This window comes from Azospirillum agricola (assembly GCF_017876095.1).
Classification (GTDB): Bacteria; Pseudomonadota; Alphaproteobacteria; order Azospirillales; family Azospirillaceae; genus Azospirillum; species Azospirillum agricola.
The window spans coordinates 266,650-279,988 of record NZ_JAGINM010000006.1 but is presented as its reverse complement, the minus strand read 5'-3'; the positions used below and the strand labels follow the sequence as shown (position 1 = coordinate 279,988).

Annotated in this window: 10 protein-coding genes and 1 riboswitch; of the genes, 7 read left to right on the top strand and 3 right to left on the bottom strand. The window is 72.5% G+C overall.

Annotated features, from left to right (window positions below; translation table 11 throughout):
- Nucleotides 1-60: 60 nt before the first annotated feature.
- The gene (locus J2847_RS11355) at nucleotides 61-2,250 is read right to left on the bottom strand and encodes an O-linked N-acetylglucosamine transferase, SPINDLY family protein (protein WP_209779082.1); all 2,190 of its coding nucleotides are present in this window, start codon (nucleotides 2,248-2,250) and stop codon (nucleotides 61-63) included.
- Between the two features lie 160 nt (nucleotides 2,251-2,410).
- Here J2847_RS11355 and lptF point away from each other — a divergent pair, with 160 nt between their 5' ends.
- From lptF to J2847_RS11340, 3 genes are all read left to right on the top strand, one after another.
- Nucleotides 2,411-3,565 (top strand): LPS export ABC transporter permease LptF, encoded by a 1,155-nt coding sequence (gene lptF, locus J2847_RS11350; RefSeq protein ID WP_085557707.1) that lies wholly within the window; start codon nucleotides 2,411-2,413, stop codon nucleotides 3,563-3,565.
- Nucleotides 3,566-3,576: 11 nt separating this feature from the next.
- The gene (locus J2847_RS11345) at nucleotides 3,577-4,605 is read left to right on the top strand and encodes a glycosyltransferase family 9 protein (RefSeq protein WP_209779081.1); all 1,029 of its coding nucleotides are present in this window, start codon (nucleotides 3,577-3,579) and stop codon (nucleotides 4,603-4,605) included.
- Between the two features lie 92 nt (nucleotides 4,606-4,697).
- Nucleotides 4,698-5,222 carry a flagellar biosynthesis regulator FlaF gene (locus J2847_RS11340; protein ID WP_209779080.1) on the top strand — a complete coding sequence of 175 codons (525 nt, stop codon included), beginning with the start codon at nucleotides 4,698-4,700 and terminating at the stop codon, nucleotides 5,220-5,222.
- A gap of 171 nt (nucleotides 5,223-5,393) precedes the next feature.
- Here the strand turns inward: J2847_RS11340 and J2847_RS11335 are convergent, their stop codons facing one another.
- A complete protein-coding gene (locus J2847_RS11335; protein WP_209779079.1) occupies nucleotides 5,394-7,217 on the bottom strand; it encodes an acyl-CoA dehydrogenase in 1,824 nt (607 codons plus the stop codon).
- Complete coding sequence (locus tag J2847_RS11330) at nucleotides 7,217-8,818, bottom strand: fatty acyl-CoA synthetase (protein WP_209779078.1); 1,602 nt, start codon at nucleotides 8,816-8,818, stop codon at nucleotides 7,217-7,219. Before J2847_RS11330 ends, J2847_RS11335 begins: the two co-directional genes overlap by 1 nt.
- 231 nt (nucleotides 8,819-9,049) lie before the next feature.
- Here J2847_RS11330 and J2847_RS11325 point away from each other — a divergent pair, with 231 nt between their 5' ends.
- The 4 genes from J2847_RS11325 (at nucleotide 9,050) to J2847_RS11310 (ending at nucleotide 13,253) form a co-directional block, all read left to right on the top strand.
- Nucleotides 9,050-9,664 carry a TetR/AcrR family transcriptional regulator gene (locus tag J2847_RS11325; RefSeq protein ID WP_233474447.1) on the top strand — a complete coding sequence of 205 codons (615 nt, stop codon included), beginning with the start codon at nucleotides 9,050-9,052 and terminating at the stop codon, nucleotides 9,662-9,664.
- 174 nt (nucleotides 9,665-9,838) lie between these two features.
- The gene (locus J2847_RS11320) at nucleotides 9,839-11,038 is read left to right on the top strand and encodes a urate hydroxylase PuuD (protein WP_209779076.1); all 1,200 of its coding nucleotides are present in this window, start codon (nucleotides 9,839-9,841) and stop codon (nucleotides 11,036-11,038) included.
- A gap of 13 nt (nucleotides 11,039-11,051) precedes the next feature.
- Nucleotides 11,052-12,371, top strand: a complete 1,320-nt coding sequence (gene guaD, locus J2847_RS11315) for a guanine deaminase (RefSeq protein ID WP_209779075.1) — start codon at nucleotides 11,052-11,054, stop codon at nucleotides 12,369-12,371.
- Between the two features lie 97 nt (nucleotides 12,372-12,468).
- Nucleotides 12,469-12,583, top strand: a riboswitch (yybP-ykoY riboswitch).
- A gap of 91 nt (nucleotides 12,584-12,674) precedes the next feature.
- Nucleotides 12,675-13,253 (top strand): manganese efflux pump MntP, encoded by a 579-nt coding sequence (locus J2847_RS11310; protein ID WP_209779074.1) that lies wholly within the window; start codon nucleotides 12,675-12,677, stop codon nucleotides 13,251-13,253.
- Nucleotides 13,254-13,339 lie beyond the last annotated feature (86 nt).

Sequence of the window (13,339 nt, the reverse complement as noted above, 5' to 3'; positions counted from 1 at the left end):
GGGATGCATGACAATTACGACACGAATTCATGAAGACCGCCGACCGCACTGGCGGCGGCGCTAGGCGGGGCGGGCGAGGCGCCCGACCTCCCGCGCCAGGGCGGCGGCCAGATGCCCGGCGAGCGTCCGCCCGTCGCACAGGGGCCCCGCCGCCATGCGGGCGCGCAGGTCCCGCCGCAGGGCCGCCAGCCGCGCCGGGTCGCGCGCCCAGCCGACCGCCAGCTCCACATACTCCGCCGCGTCGCGGGCGACGCATCCCTCCACCCCGGCCACCGTCAGGAAGGCCAGCGAGTGGCGGCTGGAGAAGGTATCCCCCGGCAGCGTGATCACCGGCACCCCCATCCACAGCGTTTCCAGCGTCGTCGTGCTGCCGCTGTAGGGAAAGGGGTCGAGCGCCACGTCGATCGACGCGGCGTGGCGCATGTGGTCGAGGCTGGAGGTGGCGCCGAGCATCGTCACCCGGTCCGGCGCGATGCCGGCGGCGGCGAGCCGGCCGCGCCACAGGGCGGCGGTCGCCGGGCAGGACAGCGCCTTGGTCTTCATCAGCAGGCGGGCCTCCGGCAGGCGGGCCAGGATGGCCGCCCAGGCGTCGAGCACCGTGCCGTTCAGCTTGGTCAGGATGTTGAAGAAGCCGAAGGTCACCGGCGCGCCCGACAGGCAGGGCGGCGGTCCCGGCTCCGGAACGCCGGGCGGCGGGTCGTAGGCGATGAAGGCGTCGGGCATGCGCAGGACGCGCTCGACGTAGAAGGCGTCCGCGCCCTCCGGCACATGGTGGCGGTCGGCGACCAGCGCGTCCATCGCCGCAAGGCCGGTGGTCGCCATGTAGCCCGACCACGCGACCTGCACCGGCGCCGGCTTGCGGGCGAAGACTCCCAGACGGTTGCGGGCGTTGTGGCCGGCGAGGTCGATCAGCACGTCCGGCCGGTCGGCGCGGATGCGGTCGGCCAGCTCGGCGTCGGACAGAGCGGCGACGGGGGTCCAGCGCTCCGCCGCCGCGCGGAAGCGGGCGGTGAGGTCGTCGCTCTCGGGCTGGTTGGCGTAGAGGAACAGGCGGACCCCGAAGGCGGGCAGGGCCTCCACCGTGCGGACGGCGAACTGTCCGGCGGGATGGCGGCGGAAATCGCCCGACAGGATGCCGACCGTCAGCGGCCGCGCGGCGCCCCCCTTGCCGCCGGCGAGCGGCGCCACCTTGTGCCGCCGCCACCCGGCGCGCAGCGGCGCCCCGTGGACGGCGTCCCAGGCTTTGTGGGCCTCCAGCGCGCCGCCCAGGCTCGCGTCCGGCTGGAACAGCGCCAGATAGGCGAGGTTGGAGCGCACCTCGGCGAGGTCGGGCCGCAGGACCAGCGCCCGCCGGTCGCCCGCCTCCGCCGCGTCGAGCAGGCCCTGGGTCTGGCGGACCAGCGCCCGGTTGGCGTGCGCCTCGGCGAGAGCGGGGTCGAGCGCCAGGGCGGCGCCGTAGATGCCGGCGGCCTCGCCCAGCCGGTTGGCCCGCTGGCGCACCTCGCCCAGCCGCAGAAGAGTCTCGGCCACGCCGGGCCGCGCCAGCACCGCGCGGCGCGCCGCGTCGTCGGCCCGCGCGTTGTCGCCGAGCGCCAGCAGGGCGGACGCCCGGTTGGCGAGCGCCGGCCCATGGTCGGGTTGCAGGGCCAGCGCGCGGGCGAACGCCGCGCTGGCCTCGTCCGGGCGCATCCGGGCCAGCAGCAGGGCGCCGTGGTTGGCGTGCGCCTCGACGAAGCCGGGGTCGTCGGCGATGGCGGCGCGGTAGGCCTCGGCGGCCTCGTCGTCGCGGCCGAGCGCCGCCAGCGCGTTGCCCAGGTTGAAGCGGGCGCGGGCGTAGCCGGGCCGCCGGGTCGCCGCCTGCCGGTAGGCGGTCACCGCCTCCTCCCGCCGGCCGAGCGCGTCCAGCGCGTTGCCCAGATTGTAGAGCGCCTGCGCGAATCCGGGGTTCAGTCGGATGGCCTGCCGGTGGGCGGCGGCGGCCTCCTCCAGCCGGCCCAGGGCCTTGAGCGCGCTGCCGAGATTGTCGTGGTAGGCGGCGGCGCGGCGGTCGGACTGGATGGCGGCGCGGATCAGCGCCTCGGCCTCGGCGGGCTGGCCGGCCTGGAGATGGACGACGCCCAGCAGATGGGAGGCGTCGGCGTGGCCGGGGGCGGCGTCGAGCACGGCGCGGTAGAGCCCCGCCGCCTCGCCCAGCCGGCCGGCCTGATGGTGCGCCAGCGCCGCGTTCAGCGCCTCTTGGATCGTCGCCATGGCGCCCTGTCTAACCGGCCGGGCGGGGCGTGCGCCACAGATTTCCGCCATGGTCCGCCGCGGCGGATTCCGGGGGGCGGGAAAGGTCCCGGTTTTCCGCACTTGACCCGGCGGGCGGAGATGGTCAGCTTGCCGCGCGAGCTTCTCCCGGCCAAGGCCCATGAACCGACTGCAACGGTACCTGTTCCGCAATCTCCTGATCGCCACGCTCTATTCGACCGCGGGCCTGACCCTGACCATCTGGCTCAGCCAGTCGCTGCGGCTGATCGAGATCGTGGTCAGCGCCGGCGCGCCGATGGGGATGTTCCTGTGGCTGCTGCTGCTGACGGTGCCGACCTTCCTCGGGATCGTGCTGCCGCTGGCGCTGGTCGGGGCGATCCTGTTCACCTACAACAAGATGGCGACCGACAGCGAGCTGGTGGTGATGCGCGCCGCCGGGGTCGGTCCCTTCTCGCTGTCGCAGCCGGCGCTGGCGCTGGCGCTGGGGGTGACGGTGGTGGTCTACACCCTGAACGTCTGGGTGACGCCGGCCGCCCACCGCGAGCTGGTGCGCATGGAATACGCGGTGCGCAGCGACTATTCGCAGCTCTTCCTGCGCGAGGGCGTCTTCAACGAGGTGGGCGAGCGCTTCAGCGTCTTCCTGCGCGAGCGCGACGGCGAGGGCAACCTGCACAAGGTGCTGATCCACGACGACCGCGTGCCGGAAAAGCCGGTGACGGTGATGGGCGACCGCGCCGTCATGCTGACCGGGCCGGAGGGCGCGCGCTTCGTCGTCTATGACGGCAACCGGCAGGAGCTGGACCGCAAGACCGGCCGTCTCTCGCAGCTTTTCTTCGAGCGCTACGCCGTCGACCTCAAGGTGCTGACCCCGGCGGCGGCCGAGCGCTGGCCCGACGCCCGCGAGCGCTCCACCGCCGAGTTGATGGACCCCAACGCCATCATCGCCCAGGACGACCGCATGCGGCGCGGCCTGATCGCCGAGCTGCACCACCGCTTCTCCTCGCCGCTGCTGGCGCTGGCCTACGCCGCGGTGGCGCTGGCCGCCCTGCTGTCCGGCGAGTTCAACCGGCGCGGCCAGTCGTCCCGCGTCACCATCGCGGTGCTGCTGGTGATGGGGCTTCAGGCGGCGGCGCTGGGGCTCACCAGCCTTGCCGGCAAGATGACGCCCTTCGTGCCGCTGATGTACGCGCTGCCGCTGGTCACGGTGGTCCCGGCGCTCTGGGTGATGTCGCGCGGCCTGCGGCTGAAGCCGGGGCGCAACGCCGGGCCGCCGCCGGCCTCCACCACGGGCGCCGCCGCCGGGGCCGGGCCGTGAGGAGCGGAGCCGTGAGGCGCATCCTCTTCATCACCTCCAACCGGCTGGGCGACGCGGTGCTGTCCACCGGGCTGCTCGGCCACCTGACCGAGCGCTTTCCCGACGCCCGCCTGACCATCGCCTGCGGGCCGCTGCCGGCGCCGCTGTTCCGCGCCGTGCCGGGGCTGGAGCGGCTGATCCCGATGGCCAAGCGCTCCTACGCCCGCCACTGGCTGCGGTTGTGGCTGGACTGCGTCGGCACGCGCTGGGATCTGGTGGTCGATCTGCGCAACTCGGCGGTCGGGCGGCTGGTGCCGGCCCGGCGCCGCGCCTTCCACGCCAAGGCGGCGCGGCCGATGCACAAGGTCGAGGAGATCGCCGCTGTGCTCGGCCTGTCGCCGCCGCCGGCCCCGCGCCTGTGGATCGACGAGCGCGCGCGGGCCGAGGCCGAGGCCCTGCTGCCGTCCGACCGGCTGCCGCCGGGCGCGCCCCTGCTGGCGATCGGGCCGACCGCCAACTGGCTGGGCAAGGAGTGGCCGGCGGAGCGCTTCGCCGCGCTCGCCCGCCGCCTGACCGCCGCCGACGGGCCGCTGCCCGGCGCCCGCGTCGCCGTGCTGGCGGCCGGGCCGGAGCGCGAGCGCGCCCGGCCGCTGCTGGAGGCGCTGGGCGGGCAGGCGATCGACCTGACCGGCCGCACCGACCCGATGGCCGCCGCCGCCTGCCTGTCGCGGGCGGCGCTCTATGTCGGCAACGACAGCGGGCTGATGCACATCGCCGCCGCCGCCGGGGTGCCGACGCTGGGGCTGTTCGGGCCGGGCTTTCCGGAAACCTACGGCCCCTGGGGGCCGCGCGCCCGCGCGGTGACCGGCACGGTGCCGCGCGACGAGCTGCTGTGCCGGGTGGCGGCCGACCCCGGCGCGCGCGGCCTGATGGACGGCATCGCCGAGGCGGTGGTGATCGACGCCGCCCGCGCCCTGCTGGCCGGTTGCGGCGGGGCCGGCGGCTGTGATCATGTCGCGGCAAACCCTTACAGGCCGTCTGAATTAACCCCGTCGCGTTGACAAAACCCGGAGGATCACCCACACTTCGGGCATGAACGAGCGGGGGCAGTCCGTCCGCGTCCGCATGGGTCCGCCTCCTTTGAGGGTTTGGAATGAAGCCGACTCCCACCTACGCCAACAAGCCGACCTCGGACAATCCGCGGGATGTCGAGGCGTGGGCCCTGGCCGAGGCCGCGCGTCGCCTGATCTCCGCCGGACACGCCAGGGACGCCGAGGCCCTTCAGGCCGCTCTACAGTTGAACCAGCGGCTGTGGACGATCTTCCAGGCGGCGATCACGGAAGAGGATTGCGGGCACCCGCCCGAGGTCCGCACCAACATCGCGGCGCTGTCGCTGCTGGTCGACCGCGAGACGACCGCCCGTCTGATCGACCTGGATTTCGACAAGCTCGAAACACTGGTCAGCGTCAACCGCGCCGTCGCCAGCGGCCTGACCGCGCAGGGCGAGTTCATCGCCCAGCAGGCGGCCCAGCAGGCCGCGGCATCCCAGGCGCCGGCCCCGCAGGGTCCGGCCGGTCTGCGCCCGGCCGCCGGTGCGATGCCGCGCCCGCCGATGGCTCCGGCCGCCACGCCGGACAGCCCGCCGGTCAACCGGGAATCGCTGCGCATCTCGATCTGATACCGTCGAGCGAAAGTCCTGACACCGGTGACCCGTCATGCCCGGCCTTGAGCCGGGCATCCACGCGCAAATTCCAAGCACGCTCTCGGAGTGCGCCCGTGGATGACCGGGACAAGCCCGGTCATGACGTGAACGAGAGTAGGCGAGGGGGATGCCTCCCGCCCGGCTGCCCTATCCGTCGAGGCCGGGCAGATCACCCTCCAAACCCGGCCCGGACAGGTTGGCATGGCCGTCGCGGATGCGGGCTTCCAGCGCCGCCGCCTCCGTCAGCATCCTCTGCATGAAGAACCGGGCGAGGCCGATCCGCGCGTCCAGGAAAGCCGCGTCGTAGCCTTCCGGCCGGCGGGCCGCCGCCGTGGCCATCAGCCCCCACATCCAGCCATAGGCGACCAGCGCCGTCAGACGCAGCAGGTCGGTGGCGCCGGCGGCCGGGTCGAGCGGGCCGCGCCCTTCCTCCCCGATCCAGGCGACGGCGGCGCGCAGGCGCTCCAGCGCGTCGCGCAGCGGCTGCGCCAGAGCGGCGGTCGCCGGCTCCGACGCCAGATCCCCCGCCGCATCCTCGACGGCTTTGAACAGCCGGGCGACCGGGCGGCCGCCGTGCAGCGCCAGCTTGCGCCCGACGAGGTCGAGCGCCTGGACACCGTTGGTGCCCTCGTAGATCTGCGTCGCCCGCACGTCGCGGACGAGCTGCTCCACCCCGTTGTCGCGGATGTAGCCGTGCCCGCCCATCACCTGCTGGGCGAGCAGCGCCGCCTCGAAGCCGAAATCGGTGCCGGCGGCCTTGATGACCGGGGTCAGCAGCGCCGCCCAATCCTCCGCCTCCCCGGCGACGGCGGCGTCCCCGCGCTTCGCCGCGCGGTCGAGCCACAGCGCCGTCCAGGCGGCGAGCGCCCGGCCGGCGTCGGTGACGGCGCGGGCGGTCAGAACCATCCGCCGCACGTCGGGGTGGTCGAGGATGGGATCGGCCGGGAGATCGGGGCGCGACGGTCCGCCCGACGGTCCGCCGGGGGAGCGCCCCTGCACGCGGTCGCGCGCGTAGGCGAGCGCCGCCTGCGCGGCCCGCTCGCCGACGCCGATGCCCTGGAGGCCGACGAACAGCCGCTCGTGGTTCATCATCGTGAACATGGCGGCGAGGCCGCGGTGCGGTGTTCCCACCAGCCAGCCGACGGCGCCCTCGTAGGACACGACGCAGGTCGGCGAGGCGTGCAGCCCCATCTTGTGCTCGACCGACAGCACCGACCAGCCGTTGCGGCTGCCGTCTTCCAGCCGCTTCGGCACGGCGAACAGGCTGATGCCGCGCGTGCCGGGCGGCGCGCCGGGCAGGCGGGCGAGCACCAGATGCAGGACGCCGCCGGTCAGGTCGTGGTCGGCCGAGGAGATGAACATCTTCTGGCCGGTCAGCCGGTAGCCGCCGTCGCCGGCCGGCTCCGCCGCCGGGTCCGCTCGGGTCCGCAGCAGGCCGAGGTCGGTGCCGGCCTGCGGCTCGGTCAGCGCCATGGCGCCGGTCCACTCCCCGGCGACCATCGGCGGCAGGAAACGGTCCTTCAGCGCCGCGTCGCCATGGGCGGCGAGCGCACGGATGGCGCCCTGGGTCAGGCCGGGGGTGACGCTGAAGGCGAGGTTGGCGGCGCACACCATCTCGGTCACCAGCGCGTCGAGCAGGAAGGGCATGCCCTGTCCGCCGTAAGCCGGATCGCCGGCCAGCCCCATCCAGCCGCCGTCGCGCCACGCCGCGTAGGCGGCGGCGAAGCCGGCCGGCATCCGAACGCCACCACCGTCATGGCCCGCCTCGACCCGAGCCCCTTCCTCGTCGCCGGAGCGGTTGAGCGGCGCCAGCTTGTCGGCCGCCAGACGGCCGGCCTGGGCCAGCACGTCGTCGAACAGCTCGGGCGACACCTCCTCCCAGCCGGCCTCGGCGAGGAGCGCGGGGGCCTTCAGCACCTCGTGGACGAGGAAGCGCAGGCTTTGCAGCGGCGGCTGCCAGGCGGCGCCCATCAGGCCGGTTCCGAATGACTGCGGCGCAGCTCGCGCTTCAGCAGCTTGCCGGCGGTGTTGCGCGGCAGGGACTCGACGAAATGGACGGCCTTCGGCAGCTTGAAGGGCGCCAGATGCTGCCGGCAATGGGTGACCAGCTCCTCGCCCGTGGCGGTCTGGCCGCTGCGCAGGACGACGAAGGCGGTCACCGCCTCGATCCATTTCGGGTCGGGCAGGGCCACCACCGCCACCTCGGCGACCGCCGGGTGGGTGTAGAGCGCCTCCTCCACCTCGCGGCTGGCGACCACCACGCCGCCGGTGTTGATGACGTCCTTGATGCGGTCGACGATGTAGAGGTAGCCGGCCTCGTCGAGATAGCCGACGTCGCCGGAATGGAACCAGCCGCCCTGGAAGGCTTCCGCCGTTTCCGCCTCCTTGCCCCAATAGCCGGCCATCAGCTGGGGCGAGCGGTGGACGATCTCGCCGTGCTGGCCGGGCGGCAGATCCTTCATGTCGGCGTCGACCACGCGGGTCTCGACGTTGAGGATCGGGCGGCCGGCCGAGGCGGGACGCTCCTCGTGCTCGTCGGGGGCCAGCACGGTGGCGAGCGGGCCGATCTCGCTCTGGCCGTAGCAGTTGTAGGGCTTGGCGCTGGGCAGCCGCCGGCGCAGCTCCTGAAGCACCGGCACCGGCATGATCGAGGCGCCGTAATAGAGCTTCTCCAGAGAGCCCAGATCGTGCGCGTCGAAATCCGGGTGGCGCAGCAGGCTGACCCAGACGGTCGGCGGCGCGAAGAAGGAGGTGATGCGGTGGCGCTCGATCAGCTCCAGGCACAGCTTGGGGGCCGGCGCCTGGATCAGCAGGCTGGAGGCGCCGACCAGCAGCAGCGGCATCAGGAAGACGTGCATCTGCGCCGAGTGGTAGAGCGGCAGCGCCGCCAGCGTGCGGTCGGTGCCGTCGAGCCGGCAGTCGTGGATGCAGCTCTGGTACTCGGCCAGCAGGCTGCCGTGGGTCATCATGGCGCCCTTGGGCGCCGCCGTGGTGCCCGAGGTGTAGAGGAGCTGCACCACCGTGTCGGCGCCGATGAGGGGTTCGGCCGTCAGATCAGGCGCGGTGTCGTCGAGCGCCACCGTCAGCACGTCGAAGGCGCTGGGGGCGCTGGGGGCGCTGGGGGCGCCGGCACTCCCCTCCGCACCCGCCAGCGTCGCCGCCCATTCGCCCCGCCGGCTCGCTCCGGCCAGCGTCTCCGCCAGCTCGGCGTCGTGCAGCACCAGCCGGGCGCCCGACTGGCCGAGGATGTAGGACAGCTCCTCCCCGGTCAGGGCGTAGTTGACTGGCACATGGATGAAGCCGCCGATCGCGCAGCCGAGCCACGCCACCACATAGGCGTCGGAGTTGCGGCCGAAGGCGGCGACCCGGTCGCCGGGCCGCAGGCCGAGGTCGCCCAGCCGGCGGGCGACGCGGCGGGCGGCGCGGTGCAGCCTGGCGAAGCTCCATTCCCGCTCGCCGTAGCGCAGCGCGGTGCGGTCGCCGTACCGCCGCGCCGCGCGCGCCAGGGCGCCGCCGATGCTGGTGCCGCGCGCCGCGACGATCTCGTCCTGGACGATTCCATCCTGGGGCATTGCGTGTTCTCCCGGTTCTTGCCTGTGGACCGGCACCGGAGCGCGGAGGCCGGCCTTCTTGATCTACTTGTTGGAATATATGTTACTTGAAAGTAGAGTTGAGAACAAGCGGGTCACGCGAACAATGCGCCGGACGGCTCATTGCCGCATCCGCTTTCGGTGCGGACGGGTCTGGACAGCGGAGCCGCGAGGTGGGAAGGAAGGGCGATGGGGCAGGGGAGCCGGAGCAGCATGTCGGAATCGCCGTGGAAGACACCGACGGACCGGCGGAACGAGCGCGAGGAAAAGCGCATCGCCGTCCTGCGGACGGCGGCGCAGGCGTTCAACGAGATGGGTTACTACGCCACCTCGCTGGACGATATCGCCCGTCGGTTGAATGTTACCAAGCCGACAATCTACTATTACGTGAAAAACAAGGAGGAAATCCTGTTCGAGTGCGTGCGGATCGGGCTGGAACTGCTCGATTCGGCTTCGAACGAGGTCATCGGTCATGGCGGCAGCGCGTACGACGAGCTGGTCGCGGTGATGACCACCTATGTCGGCATCGTCACCGCCGATTTCGGCATGTGCGTGATCCGCGTCGGCGAGGAGCCGCTGACGGGCGAGAGCCGGCGCACCATGCGCGCCCTGAAGCGCCGCATCGACCTGAAGTTCCGCACCCTGATCGAACGCGGCGTGGCGGAGGGCTCGATCGCGCCCTGCGACCCGAAGATCGCCGCCTTCACCCTGTCGGGCGCCCTGAGCTGGATCGCCCGCTGGTACCGCCCCGACGGCGACCTCGACGTGGAGGCGATCGCGCGCCAGTCGATCGGGCTGCTGCTGGACGGCTTGCGCCCGCGCGCCTAGGCGGCGAGGGTTTCGGGAGCGTCCGGCCGCCCGCGCATTCTTCGCCATTCTTTGAAGCTGTTGGGAACGCGCACCCGGTTTCCCAAGCCGCCGCGATGGCTTTAGACTCCGCTCAACCAGCCATCCGGGCCGGCTGCCCGCCCGAAGGGCGGTGAGAAGGGGAGAGTGTCTGCGATGGAACCCATCCTGTGGGAGTGGATCAACGCCGTGGCGCGGTGGCTGCACGTCATCACCGCCATCGCCTGGATCGGGTCGTCCTTCTACTTCATCCATCTCGACGCCTCGCTGCGCAGGCGGACGGGGGCGCCGGCCGGCACGGCGGGCGACGCCTGGCAGATCCATGGCGGCGGCTTCTACCACATGACCAAGTACATGGTCGCCCCGCCGCAGCTGCCGGAGGATCTGACCTGGTTCAAGTGGGAATCCTACGCCACCTGGATCAGCGGCTTCTTCCTGATGTGCGTGCTCTACTACCGGGGCGCCGACCTGTTCCTGATCGACCAGGACGTCATGGCACTGGCGCCGTGGCAGGCGATCGCCGCCAGCGTCGGCGCGCTGGCCCTGGGCTGGGTCGCCTATGACCGGATGTGCAAGTCGCCGCTCGGCCGCAACGACGCGGCGCTGGCGGCGGCGGGCTTCGTCCTGCTGGTGGCGACCGCCTGGGCGATGACGCGGGTCTTCAGCGGGCGCGGCGCCATGCTCCAGATGGGCGCGCTGATGGCGACCATGATGGCGGCCAACGTCTTCCTGCTGATCATCCCCAACCAGCGCAAGACCGTCGCCGCCATGCTGCGCGGCGAGACCCCCGACCCGGCGCTGGGCCGTCAGGCCAAGCAGCGCTCGCTGCACAACAACTACCTGACCCTGCCGGTGGTCTTCCTGATGATCGCCAACCATTACCCGCTGGTCACATCGACCCGCTTCAACTGGGTGATGGTGGCGCTGGTGCTGGTGGTCGGCGCCTCGATCCGCCATTTCTTCAACAGCCAGCACGCCGGCAAGGGATCGCCCTGGTGGACCTGGGGGGTGGCCGCCGCCGGGATGCTGGCGGCGGCGTGGCTGAGCAGCTTCGGCCCCGCCCTGCCGGCCGGGGGGACGGCCGCCGCGCTTCCGACCAGGGTCAGCTTCACCCAGGTCGAGGAGATCGTGTTGTCCCGTTGCAGCATGTGCCACGCCGCCGAGCCGGTCTGGGAGGGCATCGCCACGCCGCCGCGCGGGGTGGTGCTGGACGGCGAGGCGGCGATCCGCCGCCATGCGACGGAGATCCGCTTGCAGGCGGGCCTGAGCCGGGCCATGCCGCCGGCCAACATCACGCAGATCACACCGGACGAGCGCGCCATCCTGGCCGCATGGTCCGGGGATACCACGCGCTGACGGGACTGCAACCATGACCGACACCACCGCGATCCGTGGCCGCCTGCTCAGCTTCCGTCGCGCGCCCGACGGGCCGGGCGACGCCGGCAGTTACCGGTTCATCGAGGACGGGCTGGTGCTGGTCAAGGACGGGCGGATCGCTGCCGTCGGCGACTACGCCGGCCTGCGCGGCCGGCTGCCGGAAGGCGTCGCGGTCGAGCATCACCCGGACGGGCTGATCCTGCCCGGCTTCATCGACACCCACATCCATTTCCCGCAGACCCAGGTCATCGCCTCCTACGGGGCGCGGCTGCTCGACTGGCTGGAGAAATACACCTTCATCGAGGAGCAGAGATACGCCGACCCGGCCCACGCGGCGGCGGGGGCGGCCTTCTTCCTCGACGAGCTTTTGCGCAACGGCACGACGACCGCTGTCGCCTACGGCTCGGTCCACCCGCAATCGGTCGACGCCCTGTTCGCCGAGGCCGAGCGGCGCGGCGCCGGCCTGATCGCCGGCAAGGTGATGATGGACCGCCACGCCCCGGCCGCCCTGACCGACACTGCCGAGAGCGGCTACGCCGACAGCAAGGCGCTGATCGCGCGCTGGCACGGCCACGGGCGCCAGCGCTACGCGGTGACGCCGCGCTTCGCCATCACCTCGACCGAGGCGCAGCTGGAGGCGGCGGGCGCCCTGCTGCGCGAGCATGCGGGCGTCCACATGCAGACCCACCTGTCGGAGAACGCCGAAGAGATCGCCACCGTCCGCCGGCTGTTCCCCGCCGCCCGCGACTACACCGACGTCTACGACCGCTTCGGGCTGCTCGGGCCGACCTCGCTGTTCGGCCATTGCATCCACCTGTCGGAGGCCGAGATGGGCCGGCTGTCGGAGACGGGATCGGTCGCCGTCTTCTGCCCGACCTCCAACCTGTTCATCGGCAGCGGGCTGTTCGACCGGGCGGCGCTGGCGCGGGCCGACCGGCCGGTGCGCACGGCGCTGGCGACCGACGTCGGCGGCGGCACCAGCTATTCCATGCTGCGCACGGCGGGGGAGGCCTACAAGGTCCTGCAACTGAACCGCCAGAACCTGCCGGCGCTCGCCGCCTTCGACCTGATGACGCGCGGCAACGCGGCGGCGCTGGGCCTGGAGGCGGAGATCGGCGCGCTGGAGCCGGGGCGCTGGGCCGATCTGGTGGTTCTGGACCCGCGCGCCACCCCGGCTATGCGACATCGCATGACGACGGTGGACGGCGACCTGGAGGAGGAGCTGTTCGTGCTGATGACGCTGGGCGACGACCGCGCGGTGGCGGCGACCTACCTGCGCGGCCGGATCGCGCACCGCCGGGTTGGTTGGTAGCGGATTGGCTGATGGCGCATCGCGCTGGACAGGATGCCGCAGTGCGGGATCGCGGGGCGCAAAATTCTTGACCCCGGCGTCCGGCGCCGTTAGGAGTTTGTGCGTCATTGGGGAGTAGCCACCCTCCGGCGTTGGAGGGGTTCGCGTCAACAGACTTGGACGGTTCCGGCGGGTGCGCCGAACCGCCATGGCGCGGACAGCCGTCTTCGGACCAGCCAGGCGAGACCAGTGGAACGGGCATCTCCGCAGGCCAGCCGGAGTCCGCCTGTATCCACTGAAATCCGCTTGGCCGAGGATTCGTCGATGTTCGGGACCTCCCTGGCCCTAGCCTTCAGCCTGTCCATGGATTCCTTCGCCGCCGCCCTCAGCCGCGGCGCCTGCTCGCGCCGTCCCGGCCTGCCCGAGGCGATGCGGGTCGGCATGGCCTTCGGCGTCGCGCAGTGCGCCATGCCGCTGATCGGCTGGGCGGTCGGCATCGCCTTCGCCAGCCTCGTCGAGGCGGTCGACCATTGGATCGCCTTCGGTCTGCTGCTTGCCGTCGGCGGCGCGATGATCCGCAACGCCATCCTCGATTCCGAGGAGGAGGGGGAGTCGGATTGCGGTCCGGTCCGTTCGGGACGCAACGAATGGCTCGCCCTGCTGACCACGGCGATCGCCACCAGCATCGACGCGGCGGCGGTCGGCGCCGGCCTCGCGATGGTCGACGTCGACATGGTGACCACGGCGGCGCTGATCGGCGCCGTGACCTTCGCGGTCGCCTTCGGCGGCGTCCTCATCGGCCGCGCCGCCGGCAGCCGCCTCGGCCGCTGGGCCGAGCTGGCCGGCGGGCTGGTGCTGATCGGCATCGGCGCCAAGATCCTGGTCGAGCACACGATCGGTTGAGGGGGCGAGGCACCGGCCGGGACCCGGCTCCCTCCTCCGAAGATCCCGTTGGAACCCGTTGCCCGGATTGGGGTTGCGTCCGATGA